The organism is Candidatus Neptunochlamydia sp. REUL1 (genome assembly GCF_963457595.1).
Classification (GTDB): domain Bacteria; phylum Chlamydiota; class Chlamydiia; order Chlamydiales; family Simkaniaceae; genus Neptunichlamydia.
Genome location: NZ_OY735137.1, coordinates 92,918 through 112,764, shown reverse-complemented (window position 1 = coordinate 112,764; position 19,847 = coordinate 92,918). Strand labels below are relative to the sequence as shown.

The 19,847-nt window shown below is 41.3% G+C and carries 25 protein-coding genes, 1 tRNA gene and 2 pseudogenes; 17 read left to right on the top strand and 11 right to left on the bottom strand.

Annotated elements, in window-relative coordinates; genetic code table 11:
• Positions 1-343 precede the first annotated feature (343 nt).
• Together R2I63_RS00955 and R2I63_RS00950 are read left to right on the top strand one after the other, a co-directional pair.
• Complete coding sequence (locus R2I63_RS00955) at positions 344-712, top strand: IS630 transposase-related protein (protein ID WP_316357859.1); 369 nt, start codon at positions 344-346, stop codon at positions 710-712.
• The gene (locus R2I63_RS00950) at positions 636-1,169 is read left to right on the top strand and encodes an IS630 family transposase (RefSeq protein ID WP_316359826.1); all 534 of its coding nucleotides are present in this window, start codon (positions 636-638) and stop codon (positions 1,167-1,169) included. Before R2I63_RS00955 ends, R2I63_RS00950 begins: the two co-directional genes overlap by 77 nt.
• Positions 1,170-1,262: 93 nt before the next feature.
• Here the strand turns inward: R2I63_RS00950 and R2I63_RS10520 are convergent.
• The 3 genes and pseudogenes from R2I63_RS10520 to R2I63_RS00935 form a co-directional block, all read right to left on the bottom strand.
• Positions 1,263-1,504: pseudogene (locus R2I63_RS10520) on the bottom strand (uracil phosphoribosyltransferase).
• A gap of 148 nt (positions 1,505-1,652) precedes the next feature.
• Positions 1,653-2,066: a biopolymer transporter ExbD gene (locus tag R2I63_RS00940; protein WP_316357856.1), complete on the bottom strand. Its 414-nt coding sequence runs from the start codon at positions 2,064-2,066 to the stop codon at positions 1,653-1,655.
• A complete protein-coding gene (locus R2I63_RS00935; RefSeq protein ID WP_316357855.1) occupies positions 2,053-2,679 on the bottom strand; it encodes a MotA/TolQ/ExbB proton channel family protein in 627 nt (208 codons plus the stop codon). The genes R2I63_RS00940 and R2I63_RS00935 overlap by 14 nt, the downstream gene beginning before the upstream one ends.
• A 66-nt stretch (positions 2,680-2,745) precedes the next feature.
• On the opposite strand from R2I63_RS00935, the gene trmB reads away from it, so the two are divergent.
• The gene (gene trmB, locus R2I63_RS00930; protein ID WP_316359823.1) at positions 2,746-3,408 is read left to right on the top strand and encodes a tRNA (guanine(46)-N(7))-methyltransferase TrmB; all 663 of its coding nucleotides are present in this window, start codon (positions 2,746-2,748) and stop codon (positions 3,406-3,408) included.
• A complete protein-coding gene (locus tag R2I63_RS00925) occupies positions 3,395-4,111 on the top strand; it encodes a hypothetical protein (RefSeq protein ID WP_316357854.1) in 717 nt (238 codons plus the stop codon). The genes trmB and R2I63_RS00925 overlap by 14 nt, the downstream gene beginning before the upstream one ends.
• Here the strand turns inward: R2I63_RS00925 and R2I63_RS00920 are convergent.
• A tRNA-Pro gene (locus tag R2I63_RS00920) sits at positions 4,103-4,177 on the bottom strand. The genes R2I63_RS00925 and R2I63_RS00920 overlap by 9 nt on opposite strands.
• 54 nt (positions 4,178-4,231) lie before the next feature.
• Here R2I63_RS00920 and R2I63_RS00915 point away from each other — a divergent pair.
• Complete coding sequence (locus R2I63_RS00915; RefSeq protein ID WP_316357853.1) at positions 4,232-4,465, top strand: hypothetical protein; 234 nt, start codon at positions 4,232-4,234, stop codon at positions 4,463-4,465.
• A gap of 57 nt (positions 4,466-4,522) precedes the next feature.
• Here R2I63_RS00915 and R2I63_RS00910 read toward each other — a convergent pair whose 3' ends face one another.
• The 3 genes from R2I63_RS00910 to R2I63_RS00900 form a co-directional block, all read right to left on the bottom strand.
• Positions 4,523-4,993 (bottom strand): IS630 family transposase, encoded by a 471-nt coding sequence (locus R2I63_RS00910; RefSeq protein WP_316359821.1) that lies wholly within the window; start codon positions 4,991-4,993, stop codon positions 4,523-4,525.
• Positions 4,980-5,348 carry an IS630 transposase-related protein gene (locus R2I63_RS00905; RefSeq protein WP_316357851.1) on the bottom strand — a complete coding sequence of 123 codons (369 nt, stop codon included), beginning with the start codon at positions 5,346-5,348 and terminating at the stop codon, positions 4,980-4,982. Before R2I63_RS00905 ends, R2I63_RS00910 begins: the two co-directional genes overlap by 14 nt.
• A 67-nt stretch (positions 5,349-5,415) precedes the next feature.
• Positions 5,416-5,811, bottom strand: a complete 396-nt coding sequence (locus tag R2I63_RS00900) for an IS1 family transposase (RefSeq protein WP_316357848.1) — start codon at positions 5,809-5,811, stop codon at positions 5,416-5,418.
• A gap of 119 nt (positions 5,812-5,930) precedes the next feature.
• Here R2I63_RS00900 and R2I63_RS00895 point away from each other — a divergent pair, with 119 nt between their 5' ends.
• From R2I63_RS00895 to R2I63_RS00880, 4 genes are all read left to right on the top strand, one after another.
• Positions 5,931-6,455: a hypothetical protein gene (locus tag R2I63_RS00895; RefSeq protein WP_316357846.1), complete on the top strand. Its 525-nt coding sequence runs from the start codon at positions 5,931-5,933 to the stop codon at positions 6,453-6,455.
• Between the two features lie 70 nt (positions 6,456-6,525).
• On the top strand, positions 6,526-7,593 hold the full coding sequence (locus R2I63_RS00890; RefSeq protein WP_316357842.1) for a hypothetical protein: 1,068 nt from the start codon (positions 6,526-6,528) through the stop codon (positions 7,591-7,593).
• 50 nt (positions 7,594-7,643) lie between these two features.
• Positions 7,644-9,230, top strand: a complete 1,587-nt coding sequence (locus R2I63_RS00885) for a glucose-6-phosphate isomerase (protein WP_316357840.1) — start codon at positions 7,644-7,646, stop codon at positions 9,228-9,230.
• On the top strand, positions 9,230-10,510 hold the full coding sequence (locus tag R2I63_RS00880) for an MFS transporter (protein ID WP_316357838.1): 1,281 nt from the start codon (positions 9,230-9,232) through the stop codon (positions 10,508-10,510). Before R2I63_RS00885 ends, R2I63_RS00880 begins: the two co-directional genes overlap by 1 nt.
• Positions 10,511-10,527: 17 nt before the next feature.
• Here the strand turns inward: R2I63_RS00880 and R2I63_RS00875 are convergent, their stop codons facing one another.
• Positions 10,528-11,088 carry a transposase gene (locus R2I63_RS00875; RefSeq protein ID WP_316357836.1) on the bottom strand — a complete coding sequence of 187 codons (561 nt, stop codon included), beginning with the start codon at positions 11,086-11,088 and terminating at the stop codon, positions 10,528-10,530.
• Between R2I63_RS00875 and R2I63_RS00870 the strand changes: the two genes are divergently transcribed.
• Both R2I63_RS00870 and R2I63_RS00865 read left to right on the top strand, forming a co-directional pair.
• Positions 11,080-11,655 carry an IS6 family transposase gene (locus R2I63_RS00870; protein WP_316357834.1) on the top strand — a complete coding sequence of 192 codons (576 nt, stop codon included), beginning with the start codon at positions 11,080-11,082 and terminating at the stop codon, positions 11,653-11,655. The two genes, R2I63_RS00875 and R2I63_RS00870, sit on opposite strands and share 9 nt — an antisense overlap.
• Before the next feature lie 182 nt (positions 11,656-11,837).
• Entirely contained in the window at positions 11,838-12,599 is a 762-nt protein-coding gene (locus R2I63_RS00865) for a hypothetical protein (RefSeq protein ID WP_316357832.1), read from the top strand.
• A gap of 53 nt (positions 12,600-12,652) precedes the next feature.
• On the opposite strand, the pseudogene R2I63_RS00860 reads toward R2I63_RS00865, so the two are convergent.
• Positions 12,653-13,227 (bottom strand): annotated as a pseudogene (locus R2I63_RS00860) (IS5 family transposase); the annotation flags it as partial.
• Here R2I63_RS00860 and R2I63_RS00855 point away from each other — a divergent pair.
• Positions 13,137-13,460 carry a transposase gene (locus R2I63_RS00855; RefSeq protein ID WP_445083696.1) on the top strand — a complete coding sequence of 108 codons (324 nt, stop codon included), beginning with the start codon at positions 13,137-13,139 and terminating at the stop codon, positions 13,458-13,460. The pseudogene R2I63_RS00860 and the gene R2I63_RS00855 overlap by 91 nt on opposite strands.
• 428 nt (positions 13,461-13,888) lie before the next feature.
• Positions 13,889-14,767: a hypothetical protein gene (locus R2I63_RS00850; RefSeq protein ID WP_316357829.1), complete on the top strand. Its 879-nt coding sequence runs from the start codon at positions 13,889-13,891 to the stop codon at positions 14,765-14,767.
• Here R2I63_RS00850 and R2I63_RS00845 read toward each other — a convergent pair.
• Both R2I63_RS00845 and R2I63_RS00840 read right to left on the bottom strand, forming a co-directional pair.
• Complete coding sequence (locus R2I63_RS00845) at positions 14,743-15,087, bottom strand: hypothetical protein (protein ID WP_316357826.1); 345 nt, start codon at positions 15,085-15,087, stop codon at positions 14,743-14,745. The two genes, R2I63_RS00850 and R2I63_RS00845, sit on opposite strands and share 25 nt — an antisense overlap.
• Positions 15,088-15,168: 81 nt before the next feature.
• Entirely contained in the window at positions 15,169-15,381 is a 213-nt protein-coding gene (locus R2I63_RS00840; RefSeq protein WP_316357823.1) for a hypothetical protein, read from the bottom strand.
• 75 nt (positions 15,382-15,456) lie between these two features.
• Here R2I63_RS00840 and R2I63_RS00835 point away from each other — a divergent pair, with 75 nt between their 5' ends.
• From R2I63_RS00835 to R2I63_RS00820, 4 genes are all read left to right on the top strand, one after another.
• The gene (locus R2I63_RS00835) at positions 15,457-15,663 is read left to right on the top strand and encodes a hypothetical protein (protein ID WP_316357821.1); all 207 of its coding nucleotides are present in this window, start codon (positions 15,457-15,459) and stop codon (positions 15,661-15,663) included.
• A 2-nt stretch (positions 15,664-15,665) separates the two neighbouring features.
• A complete protein-coding gene (locus R2I63_RS00830; protein WP_338140844.1) occupies positions 15,666-15,908 on the top strand; it encodes a hypothetical protein in 243 nt (80 codons plus the stop codon).
• A gap of 160 nt (positions 15,909-16,068) precedes the next feature.
• On the top strand, positions 16,069-18,591 hold the full coding sequence (leuS, locus tag R2I63_RS00825; protein ID WP_316357817.1) for a leucine--tRNA ligase: 2,523 nt from the start codon (positions 16,069-16,071) through the stop codon (positions 18,589-18,591).
• Entirely contained in the window at positions 18,588-19,820 is a 1,233-nt protein-coding gene (locus R2I63_RS00820; protein WP_316357814.1) for a 3-deoxy-D-manno-octulosonic acid transferase, read from the top strand. Before leuS ends, R2I63_RS00820 begins: the two co-directional genes overlap by 4 nt.
• Positions 19,821-19,847 lie beyond the last annotated feature (27 nt).

Genomic DNA, 19,847 nt, shown 5'->3' with positions numbered 1-19,847 from the left:
ATTTTCCCAGGAAGTTCATCATGTTCTAATACACTGTAATAGGGTTTAAAATCTTCAGCTGTAGGTTTTTCACTTAAAACTCTCCACCCCTTATCGGTAAAAGCGCGTCCAATGGGTTCATATCTTTGTGGGTTTAACGTTAGAGGAGCCGAGAACGCTCTTAGAGGCTCTCCGTCCTGAAACTGGGCATGTATGAAGTCTGGTACTTTTGAATTGTTAGTGTGCCATGCTTCAAGCTGATCCTGGCTGAGCCTAACAGGCGGTAAAAAGTTAACTTGATAAAATAATGATTTTGCAAATTCTATAGCTAAAATATTTCGTTTTAGTTATAATTTTTTTTTGAATGACATATTCGCTAGATTTTAGAAAAAAAGTTCTATCGATCCGAAGCAAAGAAAAATTAAGCTTTGCCCAAGTAGCAAGACGCTTTGGAGTAAGTGTAAATAGTGTGTTTCTCTGGTCTAAGAGGTTAGAGCCGAGGCGCACTAAAATCAGACCTGCAATAAAGATTGATAGAGAGATCTTGATGGAGGATATCAAGAAATACCCTGATGCCTTCAACTATGAACGAGCACACCGTCTCAAAGTAAGCACTTCAGGCATTCGGTGTGCCATGAAGAGGTTAAGAATTAGCTATAAAAAAAACGCTCAACCATCCCAAGGCCTGCGAAAAAAAAAGACAAATCTTTCAAGGAAAAATCGCAGAATATAAACGCTTGGGAAAGCCAATTGTATATATTGATGAAAGCGGGTTTGCCCATGATATGCCCCGCACCCACGGTTACTCCAAAATAGGACAGCGATGTTTTGGCACCCATGATTGGGGAGCAAAAGGAAGAACAAATGCAATAGGGGCATTACTTGGAACAAGCCTCCTTACACTTGCGTTATTCGAGTGCAATATTAATACAGATGCCTTTTCCATTTGGGCAGAGGAGGACTTGCTACCGAAACTTCCCTCTGAAAGTATTCTGGTTATGGATAATGCTTCATTCCATAAAAGCAAATCTATGCAAGAGAAGATCCAGGCTGCAGGCCATACCTTGGAATATCTTCCTCCCTATTCCCCTGATCTAAACCCTATTGAACACAAGTGGGCACAGGCAAAGTCTAAGCGAAGAAAATATCAATGTGGAATAGACGAACTTTTCAAGGAGCACTGCCTATAACTAATTTAAGTCACTTTAGCTATATTGCCATTTTATATCTCTCCTTGTTCCAAATCGGCAAAAGCATCTCAATTATCCTGAATAATTGCAAACTTACATGCTGACGATAGTGATGTGGGAGGGGGTTGCCCCAGCATTGGTGAGTTTATTAAGGGTGAGAAGGGTGCTGCCGCCGGTGGCGACCATGGGGTCTAGGATGATGATGTGAGTGTGGGGAGTGATTTGGGGGAGTTTCTCGTAGTGAGGTTGGGCTGGGCTTGTTTGTCGGGATGGATGCCGACGAATCCGACGGAGGCTTCTTCAAAGGCTTCCATAAAGGAAGGGAGAAGTGCCATTCCGGCGCGGAGAATTGGGAGCAACATCACATCTTCCCAGTCAGCGAGTTCTTGTTTGATCTCTGCAGCGATGATAGAAGCGAGTGCGTTCGAAGTCCGCTTAAAGATGACCGTGGAAATGGTGCGGTCACGAAGGATGGTAATCAGCTCATTTTTTTTCATAGACAGGATAGACGTGGAATCCCTCTTCATTCATGGAGTAAATGAGCGTTGCGATAGGTTGCCACTCGGCGTGCTTATCGATATGAAGGAGGATATGCGTTTTCTGGTGTTTATTGAGCTCCTGTTTGATTGTTTCGATATTGTCGAGGATCATGCTTTCTTTTGCATCGATTAGCTTATATTCGCCTTTGGGGGAAATGCTGAGATTGATGGTGTGGTCGGCGTGATGCGCAGAGGTTTTTGCATTCCTGGTTGCTTCAACAAGGGAGAGGTGGGAGTCGAAAAGGGCTTTTCTTGAGATGGCGATTACAGCGAAGATCGCAATGACGATAAAGAGAAAATCAACCATCGGTGCAAAACTTATCGTGGATTTGGGAGCGAGTTCATCATCGGGGATCATGAAAAAGGGTTCCTGCAAGTTGCATTGCTTCGTTTTCGACGGCTGTCATAGAGCGGATGAGCCGAAATTTTAGGAAGGTATAGAAGAGCATTGCAAAGATGGCTACGATGAGTCCTGCAACGGTGGTTCCCACAGAGATACCAAGACCATCAAACAATGTGGAAAGAGACTCCATAGAGCGGTTGAGGTCGTAGAAGGCGTAGAACATTCCAGTGACTGTTCCCAAAAGACCAAGCATCGGCGCGAGGACGGCAATGTCGTTGAGAAGAGCTATTTTTTGCCAGAAGGGTGCCGATCCCCGTTTTCCCGCGGCTTTCATGGCATCAAGAATTCCTTGATTTCCTAGAGGGCGAGAGGTGATTCCTGCTGCGATCATTTTAGAAAAGAGGGAAGGGTTTTCATCGCAGAGGATAAGAACTTTTTCATAATCTTGTGATCGGAGCATCCGTCCGATTGCACCTTGAGTGTTTTTCGGCAATATTTTTGAAGAGCGCGTAGTCAAAAGAGTATAGAGGGCGATCATTACGGCGCACATGGAAAGGAGAGCAAGTATTGTATAGATCCATGGGGCTGCCGAGAAAACTTGAGTTAGATCAATATTTATAGATTCCATAGCAACTTAATTTTTTATCGAATGCTATCACACTCCATACTTTTTGGAAGCAATTTATTGAAGAGAATGGTAGAATCAGCTTCTATGAAACCGAAAGATTTACCCTATCCTTACGGATGGAAAGACCGCCGTCCACTACTCAAAGATAAGATCTTTTATGTCCCTGAATATTATCAGGAGCACCAAAAGGAATTATTTCCTAGTTTCGCGGAGCATTTTGGGAATGACAATCCAGTTAACTTGGAGTATTGCAGTGGAAATGGAGAATGGATTATCCAGCGTGCGCAGGAAAATCCGGATAAGAACTGGGTAGCTGTCGAGATGTGGTTTGAGAGGGTAAGAAAAATTTACTCAAAAACTGTGAATTGTGGAATCGACAATCTCTTGATTATTTCGGGAAAGGGGTTGACGTTTTCTCGAGAGTATCTGCCTAATCATTGCTTAGATGCAGTCTTTGTCAATTTCCCTGATCCTTGGCCAAAGGATCGTCATGCTAAAAATCGGATTATTCAGCGTCCCTTCGTAGAAGAACTGAGGAGAACTGTGACCCACATGGGGACTGTAACGCTTGTGACGGACGATGTTCCTTACAGAGATCAGATGGAATGCGAAATGCAGGAGTGGCCCAAGGTTCCTGCCTCCCATGAAAATTATGGCTCTTCCTTTTTTGAGCGCCTCTGGCTCTCCAAGGGCCTAGAAATCCACCATATGTGTTATGCGAACCGTTGATCATCGAGGGTTTTCGTCCCTTCCCCCTTCCATGACTTCGATTGAGCTTGATGCTTCGCTTTCTTCAGATTTGAAATGGGAAGTAGCCTCAGATGCGCCTCATATCCTGTGGGAACTCGACTTTCAACTTGAGCAGATAAACCTGGCCCATCTATCCTCTCATCAGTTAGCGGTGAAATGTTTTGCTGAATCAATTTGGGAAAAGCACCAAGAATCGACGCTTGGCGTTGTTCTTTATAAGGGCAAGGTTCCTGCCCCCCCACTTGAGGATTTTGCAGAGTATCTTCATCATTTAGCTGCTTACCTCCCAGATGAAGTGCCTCCTTTTGCGCTTTTTGATTGTATGGGGGATCCTCTCAAGTTTTCAAAGGAAATTTTTCCACATATTCACTTAGGTTTTCGTTCAGGCCTCATTGGGGCAATTAAATGGGACGAGACTCTTCTACCCCTTCGCTACGATGGGTCATTGGGAGTGGTTCTTCCCTTAAGGGAAAGAGGGCTTCAATTTGACGTGCTGGATGAATGTTTAGCAAACCTCGATAGGCCCTGCCGCTTGATTGCAGAACCGTATATCACAGAAGAGTGGGATGAGCTCGACGAGCTCCTGATCTTTCCTGACCATATTTCGACATGGGGGATGCGTATGGTTCAAGGATTCAAAGCCGCCGGCGGTAGAGTGATTCATTATAAAGATTCGGGGTAGAGGGATTCGAACCCCCGGCCTTCTGCTCCCAAAGCAGACGCGCTAGCCAAGCTGCGCTATACCCCGACTGGGAAAGTCACTCATGATAACAATTAGGGGGATAATCAGCAACATTTTTTGATGAAATCTTTAAGGTGGAGCTCATGCTATAGGAGCCTCTCTTGGCGCTTTCTTAGCATTAGCAGGTTTTGCTTTAAAGGGCCTTTTGAATCCTTTCACTCTCGAGAGTTTACATACTGGGAAGGAGGGGGACAAGAGGTGCGTCCTGAGCGCCCGAAAGCACTTCATTTGGATGCCTGCATGTTTTCTGGAGGTTTGCCTTATGCTCTTTTTGGGGGTGCGCACTGTGGGTGAAAGGATGGAGGAACTTAAAGCATTTGTTGATGGTATAGCTAAAGTGACTTAAATTAGTTATAGGCAGTGCTCCTTGAAAAGTTCGTCTATTCCATATTGATATTTTCTTCGCTTAGACTTTGCCTGTGCCCACTTGTGTTCAATAGGGTTTAGATCAGGGGAATAGGGAGGAAGATATTCCAAGGTATGGCCTGCAGCCTGGATCTTCTCTTGCATAGATTTGCTTTTATGGAATGAAGCATTATCCATAACCAGAATACTTTCAGAGGGAAGTTTCGGTAGCAAGTCCTCCTCTGCCCAAATGGAAAAGGCGTCTGTATTAATATTGCACTCGAATAACGCAAGTGTAAGGAGGCTTGTTCCAAGTAATGCCCCTATTGCATTTGTTCTTCCTTTTGCTCCCCAATCATGAGTACCAAAACATCGCTGTCCTATTTTGGAGTAACCGTGGGTGCGGGGCATATCATGGGCAAACCCGCTTTCATCAATATATACAATTGGCTTTCCCAAACGTTTATATTCTGCGATTTTTCCTTGAAAGATTTGTCTTTTTGTTTCGCAGGCCTTGGGATGGTTGAGCGTTTTTTTTATAGCTAATTCTTAACCTCTTCATGGCACACCGAATGCCTGAAGTGCTTACGTTGAGACGATGTGCTCGTTCATAGTTGAAGGCATCAGGGTATTTCTTGATATCCTCCATCAAGATCTCTCTATCAATCTTTATTGCAGGTCTGATTTTAGTGCGCCTCGGCTCTAACCTCTTAGACCAGAGAAACACACTATTTACACTTACTCCAAAGCGTTTTGCTACTTGGGCAAAGCTTAATTTTTCTTTGCTTCGGATCGATAGAACTTTTTTTCTAAAATCTAGCGAATATGTCATTCAAAAAATTATAACTAAAACGAAATATTTTAGCTATATTAACCCTGATATCTTTTTTCGAGAGTGTTTACCTAAAGATTGATACTCTTAACTTTTGAAACGAAGCGAATATTTCAGGATCTGAAAGAGCACACCATAATTTGATAGTTGTATCAACCATTTCCTTAGTTTTAGAAACCATTCTCCCAATGTGATGACGAGTGTTGCTATTATCTTGCTTGATGGCAATCGTTCCAGATTTTCCTATTATGCGGCGATCTTTTGGGAGGACTTTAGCGAAGTCAGGCCAGTCATCTGTGAAAAATATACACTCTGTTAGGTGACAGACTTTGCTATAGAGCTTTCGGAACGTTGCAGTGCTACGATGACCGAGTACCCATGCGACAGTTTTTTTTGAAGCACGATCCAAGGCTTTGATGATCCATAGCTTGTTTTTTTGAACCAATGAAATGCCACATCTCATCAAATTCCATTTCCTTTTTTCTTTGTGAGTTTAGTCAAACACTTTCTGGAAAACTATTCGAGTCTTTTCAAGAGAGCTATAGGCACTTTCTTGTAAATGTAGGATCTAATGCAAAAGGAATGGATGTTTCAATGGTGATTGTTAGTCGGGAACCTATCGTCAATGAACCAAAGTTTTTTCCTTCAAAGATTGAAGCTGAAGGAGAACAAAAGTCTTCCTATCGCGGTTTTTTCCACGTTGAAACTGAAAAAGTTAACTACGTCTACGTTTATCTGCACCCGAAAGAAACAGATCGAGCAAAGGAAATCCGTCAGGAACAACTTGCTGAGATCAAGAAGATTAGCGAGAATTTTGCAAATGAAAAGGCTTGGGTCGCTCTCGGAGATATCAATATTGAAAGAGGGTCTGCGGGATATCAAGCAATACTTGAAATAGGTTTTCGCGATGTGATTCAGGAGCAGCATGGGAATGTTGAAACCTGCATCAATGGACTTGAAGAAGGAGAAAAAAGAAATCCGGAGTCTATTGATGGGTTTTTAGTCATTGGGGGAGATTTGCAGATGCAAACGGAAATTCATGATGCATATGAAGATCCTAGAAAGGCTCTTACAGATCATAAAGGAATCTCTGCACTAACAGGATAAAGCCACTTGCTGTTTATTTACTAAATAAGGCAATATCTTCTCCCTGTAATATGACTAATGTGGAGAAAGAATGTCTGTAGAAGCTGCAAGTGGGGAGGGAGTTGATAGCATCCCTCTGTTTGATGGGGAAATTGGAGTTAAGGACAAGGTCAATAAAAAAATCATGGGCTTTGCTAGGCAGGTTATTCATTTAAATTCATATCTAAGACAGTCTCTAGAGCTTAATTTTGCTCCATTGCATTCTGGAGAATACGCGCAGACTAACTCTTGGGTTCAAGAGGTTGTTCGTCGCATTGTCCGTTTTGTTGTAGGTTTCCCCTCGTGGATGGGAACATTGCCTTTTGCAGCATTTGCTTCGGCTGTAACCGCTGTTGGCAACCTCTCCCATAGCTCCTTGTATAGGACTACGCACGGAACTTTTGCTGGAGAGATCAACAAAAGCCCCAAACTGTGTGTCTTAAATCCTCGAATGTTAACAGGGATTAATCCTCAGAGAAATGCAGGGGTTTCTGTTGCGAGTGACCGCTTTAATCGTTTGGCTTCAACGATTAAAGATAATAACCCTGACGTAGTTTTTCTGCCAGAGGTCAATCGCTTCAATGCTCCTAGTCTTGCAGTAAGTCTAAAAGAGAGGTACCATTTTTTCTTTACAGGAATGGGTGAGAAAATGATAGGGGAAGATGCCTCTTTCTTTATTGCTTTTCGTGGATCTCTAGTGAAACCTCCAGAATATATTCCTTTCAGAAAACAGGATTGGTTGATGGAGCGGGGCTATTTTGTTATGGAAACTGAGGAAAGAATTTATGTTTGCACCTACAAACCGACCCCTGGAGATTGGAACGAAATTTTCTCTCGCGAATTTGGAGATAAAAAGCAGGTCGTATTGATGGGAGAAATGGAGCCTGAAGACGGAGAAATCTTGCTTCAAAAGGGTTTTGTCTCTGGAATTCCTAAAGATGCTCAAACAACGACCTCAGCTCCTTATATGCATTATCATAGTGTTGAAGAAGGAGAGAGTACTTCAGTGCCACTTCTCTATTTTAGCAAAATGGAGGGAAAAACAGACGTGATCTCCATGCATGGATCGGAAAATGTTGCAGAGGCACTATCAGACCATGCTCTAATCTTGCATAGATAGTCCCATTTGGTATATGTATAAATCATTTACATATATCAATAGGAACAAAGATGTCAGCATTCAATGAATATCATTCTGTCGAAACCTTGCGCAAAATTGCCCAAAAACCTGTAGATCTTTCAAAGGGAGGCTGCCTCTGTCCCAAACGGATGGAGGAGATGATGATGGAATGTCCCAATCTCAAGCTTTTTTATGGAACGGAAAGGGTTAATGAAAAAACAATGGAGACTCTTTTTGAGCTTGCGAATGAAGCGGGTGTGCATGAGAAGATGCTTGCGATGCAAAATGGGGAAATGATCAATAAGATCGAGGGGTTTGAGAGCGAAAATCGCATGGTTCTTCATACCGCAATGCGCGATTTTTTTGATCGTCAAGCCGAAGGGGAGCAGGCGCGACAAGCTGCAGCTCTTGCCTATGCCGAAATGGAGAAGTTAAAGAGCTTTCTCGATGGAATCAAAAAAGAAGACTATACCGACATGATTCAAGTGGGGATTGGAGGATCGGAGCTTGGGCCCAAAGCTATTTATCTTGCTTTAGAAGCCTTTAACAAACCCGGAAAGAGAGTTCATTTCATCTCGAATGTTGATCCTGATGATGCGGCGAATGTGATTCGTAGAGTCAATTTAAGCAAAACTCTTGTGGTGATCGTTTCGAAATCAGGAACAACACTTGAAACTCTGACAAATGAGGAGCTCATTCGAAAGAAATTTCAGGAGGAAGGGCTTTCCCCGAAGAACCACTTTCTTGCTGTTACGGGAAAGGGAAGTCCTATGGACAATCCAGAAATGTATCGCAAATCGTTTTATATTTGGGATTATGTTGGGGGGCGATACTCTGCAACCTCGATGGTAGGGTGTGTGATGTTGGCCTTTGCTCTAGGAATGGAAAAACTCTTAGATTTTCTTCGTGGGGCGAATTCGATGGATAAAGTAGCATTGGAGCAGGATCCGAAAAAGAACCTCCCCCTTCTTTCAGCACTCTTGGGGATTTGGAATCATAACTTTTTGGGTCATCCCACCACTGCAATTATTCCCTACTCTCAGGCGATGTCTCGTTTCCCTGCTCACTTGCAGCAGTGTGATATGGAATCCAATGGAAAGCGCATTGATAAACAGGGGAGCCCAGTTGATTTTTGGACAGGGCCGATTATCTGGGGAGAACCTGGTACCAATGGACAACATTCTTTTTACCAACTTATTCATCAGGGAACCATTATCGTTCCTGTAGAATTTATTGGTTTTATGGAAAGCCAGTTTGGGGAAGATTCTTCTTTCAAAGGAACCACCTCCCAGGAAAAACTGCTCTCAAACCTTTTTGCTCAGTCGATTGGTCTTGCAACTGGGCAGAAGAGTGACAACCCTAACAAAGAATTCCCAGGAAACCGTCCTAATCGAGTCTTGATGGCCAAAAAGTGTGATCCCTATACCATGGGAGCCATTCTTTCCTATTTTGAGAACAAGGTGGCATTTCAGGGCTTTATCTGGGATATCAACTCCTTTGACCAAGAAGGGGTGCAGCTTGGAAAAGTTTTGGCGAACAAAATTATCGACCAATTTTCTAAGAAAAATAAGGAAGAGGAGTATGAAAAAGACTTTCCCCTTGGAGCTGTATACATTGATCATCTTAAGGGACTTTAGTGCATAAAAAATCGGTTGTTGCTTGGTGGACATGGAGCCTTGCTGTTCTCTTTTTATTTTATGAGTTTTTTGTTCGAGTCTATCCCTCTATCATGGTGAAAGAGCTAATGGGCTCCTTCAAGGCAACAGCAGGGCAGCTTGGAACCTTGAGTGCCTTTTTCTTCTATGCTTATGCCCCAATGCAAATTCCTGTTGGGATTATGATGGACCGCTATGGAGCTAGGAAGCTTCTTACTTTTGCAGCTCTTTTTTGTGGGGTCGGTAGTTTTTTCTTTGGAATGGCTCAGACATTAGCTCCTGCAGAATTTGGCCGTTTCCTCATGGGAATTGGCTCCTCATTTGCTTTTGTAGGGATGATTTATATTTGTTCGCATTGGTTTCCTGCAAAAAAACTGGCTCTTCTTGTAGGAGTGGGGAATTCCATAGGGATGCTTGGTGCTGTTGGTGCTGAGGGCCCCTTAAGTTTTGCTGTCGAAAATTTTGGTTGGCGTGTGACAGTCAATGCTTTTGGATTTATTGGACTTTTCCTTGCTGTAATTCTTTATGTGTTTATTCGAAAAGAGCCAGAGCAAAAGAAAGTTGAAACGAAAAAAGTCTCAAGCGATCTTCTGCGCAATTTAAAAATCGTCGCTTCCAATCCTCGAACATGGCTCAATGCTGCCATCGCTCTTCTTTTTTATATGACAACAGCGGCATTTGCCTCCCTTTGGGGAATTCCCTTTCTCATCGAAAGTTATGGGATTTCAAAAAATATTGCAGGATTTGCTGTTTCGATGATTTTTGTAGGTTGGATTATAGGGGGGCCGATCATTGGCTTTATTTCAGATCGCTTCAGCAGACGAAAGCCCTTTCTTTATGCAAGTACTCTCCTTTGTTTAGCTTGTATTCTTCCTGTTATTTATATGGAACACCTTCCCTTTTCACTCATTTTTACTCTTCTATTTCTTGTGGGATTCTTTCAAGCGGCTCAACTGCTTAATTTCTCTCTGGGAATCGAACTTAATCCCATTGAGGCAAAAGGAACTAGCATTGCAATTACCAACTTTTCTGTTGCAGCTGGAACGTCTCTCATACAGCCTCTGTTAGGAGTGCTTCTTGACCTTAGGTGGTCTGGGGCAATGAAGGATGGAATTCCAATCTATTCTTTGGAAGATTATCACTATGCGATGCTTAGTTTTCCGGTCACCATTCTCCTTGCCTTTTTCCTTCTCTTTTTCCTTAAGGAGAAAAGACATGAGCCTGATAAGACCTTCTGGAACAAGATTATAGGTATGGATTGAATTAATAAACCTATCCCTTAACCATACCAGTATTTATTCTTCCCTTTACAACCAATCTTTGCTTGAACGTCTGCAGAAAATTGTGAGATGTTTTCGTTGTTCAGTTTCTCGTATTTTTCTGCAATCGCCTTATCTCTTTCCTCCCATAAATTCGCTTTAGCAATTAAATGTGTTGCATCTACAAAGGAAAAAACTTCACTCATAAGTCCAAGATCTTTTAGCTGGTCTCTTAGATCAGCAAAGATCTTGGACAAGATATTGGTCCCTATTTTTTTTCTAAGCTGACAAAAGACTGTGTGATCTGGGGTATTGTCTCTCAGGTTAAACCCACAAAACCATCGAGCTGCAGTGTTTTCTTGGATAAAGCGTTCTAATTCTCTATCGCTGCAGTTCTCCATAAACTGCAGCAATAAACACTTGAATATCCGAAGCAAGCCATGCCCTTTATGGGGATTGTCCTTCTCCAGTTTTCTGAGTCTTTTCTCCACAAAACTAAATGACCAAATCTTGGCAAATTTACGGTAATTGTGGCTTTCTGGAACCAAGTCTTCTAAGCAAATCATCTCAACTTGTTGCATGGGAATCCTCCATCTAAAAAGAGAAAGAGCTTAAATTATTCTAGAAAATTATGCCAGTTCTCAACAGTCCCTTCAAATACGTCTTGGAGGGTTGATGAAACCTACATCAAGATTAAAGGAGTTTGTCACTACCTTTATAGATCGATTGATTCCAATGGAGAAACACTCGATTTCTATTTGAGCAAAAAACGGGATGCAAAAGCAGCTTTTATCTTTTTTCAAAAGCTTTCTTCTATCGGAAATCCAAGAGTAATCAATGTTGATAAGGACAAGGCTTATCCATGTGCTTTTGCAGCAATGCAAGAGGAGGGAATCTTTGTAAATACAGAGCTTCGAAGAGTGAAATACCTGAGCAATATTATTGAGCAGGACCATAGGGCAGTCAAAAGACAATATCATCATTCCATTGGTTACAAGCAATTTGTATCAGCAAGGAATACTATTGAAGGGATTGAAGCAATGCATATGATTTTCAAAGGTCAAATTAATAGAATCTCGGATGGAAACGCTTATGATGTAAAGATATTTATTGAAGGATTGTTTAAAGCTCAAAAATTAGCTGCATAAGCCTAAAGAGTGGAGGAAATAGGCAGCTCACATCTTAACGATCATTTTTTGCAACAGAACCTATAAATAAGAATACATATCTATTTTATAATCAATAAATTACAATAATATAAATATTAAAACTTTTTTAATTTATTTTAAAATGTGTTATAATAAATTTTACAATAAAATGAGGTTTTAAAATGTGTGAAATTAAAGATTCCAGTTCTCTTTCTTATCAAAGATCAGAAGACCTTAATAATGAATATAGTAAAGTTGATCTAGTATCATATCCAAGTTGTGAAACTGAAAACTCTTCTTTAAGAGCAAATTCCTCCAAAGGATCTACCCTTTCAAGCTATGATTCACCTGATCAAAAAGACATTATGCAGTTAAACACAGAATCCCTTCAAGATCGGGTATCTAATTGGATGCAATCTATTACAACTCCTGATAGAGGAGAGCATTTAACATATAATTATAAAAATCTTAATTTTTTTCAGAGAATTTACAATGTTATTGCCAAATTGTTTGGTTTCGAATTAATCAACCCAAAAAAAGAATCGAATTCTCCTTTCTCAAATGCATATGCATATGGAAAATCTGCTTTCAATCAGAAAAGGGATCTGGGTGAAAAACGCTCTGTAAGTGTTCAAAAAGGCCACACGGAAGTGCTTCTTGATAGAGAGTCAGAGATGAGTAAAAATGCTCAACGTAGAGGCGAACTCTCAAATAAATATACAGCGCATACAAAACCTCGTTGCGAAAAAATTAGTTACAAACAAAGAAAAGATGGCACTATAAAAGAGCTATACGAAAAAATTCGTTACAAACAAAGAAAAGATGGCACTATAAAAGAGCTAGCAGAATATGGACATCTGGCTCCATGGGAAGCTGAAAACGATACAGATCGAGCTAGGCTTCAAGAAGAACGATCTAAATTTTTGAAGACTAGAAAAAAATAACTATGAGCTACTAGGCTCTGTCCCTAAAGATAAAAATTGATTAGATATTGTCGTCATGAGATAGAAGCCCAAAGAGCGATACAACGAATTTGCACTGCAGCTATGAATGAAGCTGTATTTTTGGCATATCGAGTGGCTATTCCACGCCATCGTTTTAGGTGGAGAAAAGCATTTTCTACAAGGTGTCGAAGCTTATATAGTTCTTTATCAAATTCTCTCCATTTTTTGCGATTTGACCTCAGAGGAATGACTGGATTTATGCCCTGACTCTCGGCTTGCAATATAATTGCGTCACTATCATAAGCTTTATCGGCGAGCAAATGCTCTGCTGAAATACCTTGGATCAAGAAACTTGCTTGAGTACTGTCATGAGTGGTACCTTGCGTAACAACAATTCGGACTGGCATACCATGCGCATCCACGGTCAAGTGTATTTTTGTGTTAAGCCCCCTTTTGTCCGACTCATGTCTTGATTACCGCCTTTAGCTCCCGATGCATGAGGGTGCACCTTAATATGGCTCGCATCTATCATGAGCCATTCATAGTCAGGATCTTCCACTAAACATTCAAGCAACGCTTCCCAAATTCCAGCATCCTGCCAACGACAAAAGCGACGGTGAGTGTTTTTCTAATAGGAAAATCTTAGTAGAGAGAGGAATTACTCCGGTAATCCCTGGAAGAAAAAGTAGGAAAGTAACCATTCAGCATGATGAGCACACGTATAAAGAACGAAATGCTGTCGAAAGGTTCTTTGGACGCATTAAGGAGTTTCGAAGAATTGCAACACGTTATGATAAAACAGGTTGTATGTTTAAAGGAGCGCTCTTGTTTGCTTCGATCATCATGTGGTGTAAACTTTGAGGACAGAGCCTAGCTCACTAGCTGCACCTTTTCTGTGGCATTGATCTCCTTGGAGGTTTTGTCATAAGAAGCCACCATCGAAGCACTGGCATGCCCTGTGACCTTCATGATGTCGCTATCCTGGAACCCCTGCGCTGCTTCAAGTAAGTCACGGTCGATGTTCTGAGCACATGAGGAGTCACTTTAAAATGGACTCCCGCCTTTCTATCTGCTTTCAATAAGACCGATACTCTATTCAGTTGAATCGGTTTTTCTTTGAAAATCATATTTCCGTTTTACCCCATTTGTTTAGAGTACTGCATTTTTATGTATTTATAAATCTAATTTAAACAGAAATAAAAAATTTAATAATTATAAAATATAATTTACTTATTTTTAATTCCATGTTGTTGTAAGATAACCCCATCTTAAAACTAAAAAGGTGGAAGATGACAAATCCAATACACACAAATTTATTTACACAAACAACAATCATCTCTGAAGATAAAAATAGTACAGATTGTTCAGGAGATAAAAAAGCTCATGAAATCATGACTCAAATGTTTCAATTAGATGACACTTTTTACACCCCTCCTACAACTCCAAGGTCATCTAAAATGGGCGATTTTTCTCCTGTCCCGCCAACACCAGCGAAGCATTCTCCGCTTCCAGAAAATTATGAGCCATTCAAAACCCCTATTCCACTGTCAGAAGAAGGCAGTTTCTCTCTTAATCTTATTGGAAAAGTTTTAAAGTTTATTAAAATCGGAGGATATTATTCTGTTTCTACAGGAGAAAAAGTTTGTATTAAACAGCCGGAACAAAATAAATCATGTGGTGTTGGCGTTCTTTTCATGCTAATGAATGATCATAAAATTCAAATTCTTGAATCGAAACAAGAGGGATTTGCAAAATGGTCTTTGCATTCCCAACTACTTAACAATGATGAACTTGTTAAATCAGCTAATGATATGACGAATGTGTATTCAATGGGATTAGAATTCAAAACAAAAACATTAAAAGAATATCGCTTCACTGATAAAGTAAGCTTTGATTTTAATTCGGAGGCAGCTGATTCCTCTAAGTTTTCCTCTTTGATATCTATCTTAAAAGGATTAATAGAGGAGTCAAAATCGTCTATTATTATTGATATTACACATGATAAATTATCCGGTCACTGGATTATTTTAGATGAAATTCAAGAAGGTCGAGTGTTTATTAGGGACCCATATAAAGGTAAAGCTTATTGTCTTTCCTATGACGAATTGTTTCAGAATATTTTGAAATCAGACCTAAAGTTGGTTTACGTAGATAAATCATCTAACTGAATCACACTGCCGTTTGTAATTGAAAGAGAATTTCCATAGGCGCTACATTTTTCAATGGCTTGTCGTGTTTCTAGGTCTCTTCCATATCCAATGATCTTAAAGTGAGCAGTAGCCTGGAAGTGCTGCTCAGGCCAAGAAATGTTAAATTGCTCTTTTTCAACTCCAGAAAATGACCTCCATTCTTGCCATAAGGGCTGTGAGTGATGAGGAATAAATAAGCAAGCATAATACCCATAAATACCAGAAGTCGTAATAGAGGTTGTTCTGAGTTGTAAAAAGGAGGAGTTTGACGTGTAATTCGAGGAAACAGCTAAATTCATAAAAACATTTTATGAATTATATGTTTTACTATCAACTCGAATTTTCAAGATCTACCTAACTCACAAGCTGTAATCTCTCAGTCACATTGGTCTCTTGGGAGGTTTTCCCATGCCCTTCTGTTGGTTAGCAAGGGCTTTCGGGATGATTCCCTCTGTCCTCCGGTATAAAAATTCCGTAAACGCAATGTAACACGCAGCCCTTGCCTGGCGCGTACATTCAGACCAATCACCAAAACCCTTAATCTGATCGATCTTTGCCTCATGATTGACAAGGGTAAAAGCCTGCAATGTCATCAAGGGGTCCAAAACCTTCAGGTCTCTCTCGAAACATTAAGAAACGCAAAGATAAGGCTAAGAGGAACGTCAAGAGTGGAAATCAATACAACGTTTGTGATTTCCATCATCATTAAGGCAATAAAGAAAATGTGGGAGCTACCACTCCAGTTTTTAGTCGATGGAGAAGGGAGCCCAATTGCACTTGAAGTAACGAGTGCTAAAGGAGATGAGAGATTACAAGTAGAGCCTCTGCTTGAAAGCGTAAGCGAGCAGATAAAGGTTATGATGCAAATGCACTAAGGATAAAGTTATTAAGGCTGAATACTTATCTGATTATAGCCAAAAGAAAGATGGGAAAACATCTAGAAGATAAGAAGATTTCGTGTTGGATTCGAAGAAAGCGATGGCAAGTGGAGAGGGCAATATCATGGCTTCAAAGAAAGTTCAGAGGACTTGTTGTGCGTTGGGAAAGAAAATTAGATTACTGGAAAGGATTCTTGAATTTTAGCCTTATTAAATACTGGGTGGATAGATTATCGGGATAGGCTCATGAATAAAGAATAAAAACCCTTCCTGATTTCCATTTTAAAATTTTTGTAGAAGGCTTTTTCTTTTGTCTTTTGAAGACAGTTGCTTTATCTTCGCCCTATCTTTTTTTTAATGGTTTTGGTAGGCTAGTTTCTTAGAAACTCAAACAGTACATCTATGAAATACAATCACATTGCAATTGAAAAGAAGTGGCAGGAATTTTGGAAAGAGAAAAAGCTTTTTAAAGCAGACGTCAATCCTGACAAACCTAAGTATTACATTCTGGATATGTTTCCTTATCCTTCGGGTGTAGGACTTCACGTAGGGCACGTTACAGGGTATACAGCCACAGATATTTTGGCGCGTTATAAGCGGCAGCAAGGGTTCAACGTTCTCCATCCAATGGGGTGGGATAGCTTTGGACTTCAGGCTGAGCAGTATGCTATTCGAACAGGTACCCATCCAAAAATAACGACTGAAAGCAACATCAATACTTATCGACGGCAGTTGCAGTCTCTAGGCTTCAGCTATGACTGGGAACGAGAGTTTGCAACCAGCGATCCTGATTACTACAAATGGACGCAGTGGATTTTTACGAAGCTTTGCGAGAAAGAGCTTGCTTATGAGGCAGAGATCCTTGTGAATTACTGCCCAGAACTCGGCACTGTTCTTGCGAATGAAGAAGTCGAAGATAGGAAATCTAAGGAAGGGGGATTTCCTGTTGAACGGCGTCCCTTAAGACAGTGGGTTCTAAAAATTACCGAGTATGCTGAACGTCTTCTAAATGATCTTGATGCACTGGACTGGCCCGATTACCTCAAGACCCTTCAGCGCAACTGGATTGGCAAGAGCCATGGTGCAAAGGTCACCTTTTTGGAAAATGAAACCAAGCAACCCATTACTGTTTACACAACTAGGCACGACACCTTATTTGCCACAACATTTTTAGTTGTTTCTCCAGAACACCCCGTTGTGAAAGAGATTACAACAAAGGAGCAAGAAGGTAAAGTGGAAGCTTATCTGAAGGAAACGTCGAGGAAGAGTGATTTTGAGAGGACGGAGCTTGCAAAAGACAAAACAGGTGTTTGGACTGGATCCTACGCGATTAATCCCGTTAATGATGAGTTGATCCCCATTTGGGTTGCTGACTATGTCCTGATGGGATATGGAACTGGCGCTGTCATGGGAGTCCCTGGTGGAGATGAGCGAGACTTCGAATTCGTTAAAAAGTATGGCCTTCCTGTAATCCCTCCTTACGATCCCTATATCGAAGAAGTTCCTGCTGGAATGACAAAAGAAGACCTGCGCATAGAAATCCTAGCGGGAAAGCGCTGCTCAAATACCGGTGGAAAAGCTATTAATGGGAAAAGCGAAAAACTCGATATTAATGGTTTGGAAATCGAAGTTGCCAAAGCTGCTGTTGCAGATTGGTTGGAAAAGGAAGGTATAGGTGAGCGCTGCACAACCTACAAGCTTCGCGACTGGCTCTTTTCTCGCCAACGCTATTGGGGAGAGCCTGTTCCTGTTCTCCATTTTGAAGATGGAACTAAGCGCACTTTAGATCTAGATGAGCTTCCATTAACACTTCCTGAAATGACTGAATATAAGCCGCAGGGGGAGTCTAAAACTCCGCTTGATAATGTTACTGAGTGGGTTCATATTACGGATCCCAAAACCGGTAAAAAGGCACGTCGAGAAACCAATACGATGCCTCAGTGGGCAGGATCTTGTTGGTATTATTTGCGTTTCTGCGATCCCCACAATGAAAAGAGTGCTTGGGGCACCAAAGAAGAAAACTATTGGATGCCTGTTGACATGTATGTTGGGGGAGTCGAACATGCCGTTCTCCATCTTCTTTACTCTCGTTTTTGGCATAAGGTCCTTTATGATTGTGGATATGTTTCAACAATTGAACCCTTTCAAACACTCCGAAATCAAGGGCTTGTTACTGCAAAAGCATACAAGAAACCAGGTGGAAGATACGTTTCTCCAGAAGATGCTGCAGGGCAGGAGGGGCTAACGCAGCTTGTTGAGAAGATGTCTAAGTCTAAACTTAATGGAGTGACTCCCGATGAAATCATCAAAGAGTATGGGGCGGATTCTCTCCGTCTCTACGAAATGTTTATGGGGCCTTTTGATAAGGAAAAACTCTGGAATGGCGCAGCCATCAGTGGATGTCGTCGCTTTTTAGATCGTTTTCATGCACTTGTATTTTCAGATAAAGTTAAAGAGACTGATGAGGGGCTAAAACTTGCTCATAAGCTCGTTGACGGGGTTCAGAAGGATATTGAGGAAATGCTTTTCAATACAGCCATTGCTAAAATGATGGAATTTATTAACGCCTTTTCCAAACTCGATGCGTACTCAAAAGAAGGGCTCAAAATGGCGACCCAAGCCCTGGCTCCTTTTGCTCCACATATTGCAGAAGAATGTTGGAACCACCTGGGAAATCAGGAGTCTATCACTTTTATACCCTTTCCAAAGGCTGACCCGAAGTACTTGAGCGAAGAAAATGTCACATATGTGATTCAAGTCAATGGAAAATTCCGCGGTAAATGGGAGCTTCCAAAGGGACAAACTAAAGAGGATTTGCTTGAAGCGGTTCAAAAAGATGAAAGAATGGCAAAACACATCAGTGGAGATATCGTAAAAGTGATCTTTGTTCCAGAGAAACTTCTTAATATCGTTGTAAAATCATGACCCGATTTCTATACGACGCAGCGTTATTTGCTCTTGTGCTTTTTTTCTTTCCGAAGCTTCTTGCCGACTTTCTATTTAAGAAGAAATATCGGAAGAGCTTAAAGCTTCGCTTAAAACCCAAGGCTCCTGGAGGGGGAGATAAAGAGGTGATCTGGCTCCATGCTGTTTCAATGGGAGAGACAAAGGCATTATCCACCCTCGTTCCTCATATTCGAAAAAGTCATCCCGATGCTTTTATTTTTGTGACCACGGTGACAGAGACCGGACAGGAGCAAGCGAAACGCTCGATTCCCGATGCCGATGCAATCCATTTCCTTCCCCTTGACTTTTCATGGATCACCAAGGCATTTGTACAAACCCTTCGTCCGAACCTTCTGATATTGGTGGAAGGGGACTACTGGTTGAATCTTATGACTGAGGTGAAAAAATGCGGGGGACATATTGTTGTCGTAAACGGAAAGCTCTCCGAAAAGTCCCTTAAGCGATACCTTGCCTTTCGTCCCTTGGCTCGAACCCTATTTTCTTCTGTTGATCACTTCTGTCTTCAAGGAGAAAGCTATCTCGAAAGGTTTCTCAAACTAGGGATTCCTCCTGAAAAGCTTACGATTACAGGAAACCTGAAGTTCGATATTCCTTCAGCAGAGCCTGATAGTCTCGAAACATTTCGAAAAAGTTTGAAGCTCAAAACAAGTGACCGGGTGATCACTCTGGGCTCGACCCATGATGGAGAAGAGGCACTTTTATTGACGGCCCTCCTTCCACTTCTTACGGAGGATACTCATCTGAAGGTTCTGGTTGTTCCACGCCATCCTGAACGTTTCAAGAAAGTTAAAGAAGCATTTCATCACCCTCAAGTAATCATTGTCGACAAAATGGGGGTTCTTCCTGCCTGTTATCGTCTGTCATACCTTGCCATTGTTGGGGGGAGTTTTGTAAAAGGAATTGGAGGGCATGATATTTTTGAACCGGCTAAGATGGGAATTCCCACTCTCTTTGGCCCTTACATGCATAAGCAAGTAGACCTCAAACGCCAGCTTACTGAAGCAGGTGGAGGAATGAAAGTTAAACCGAATGACCTTACAGAAACAATAGAAAAACTTCTTTGCGATTCAAAACTTCATTTAGAAATGAGTGAGAAGGGAAAGTACGCAGCTCAAAAAACACTTGGTGTTTCGTTTCGTACATGGAATTTAATCAATTCAAACATTTCCCTTGAGAAGAAATCATAGTGAGACTATAATTGCCATTTAATCTAC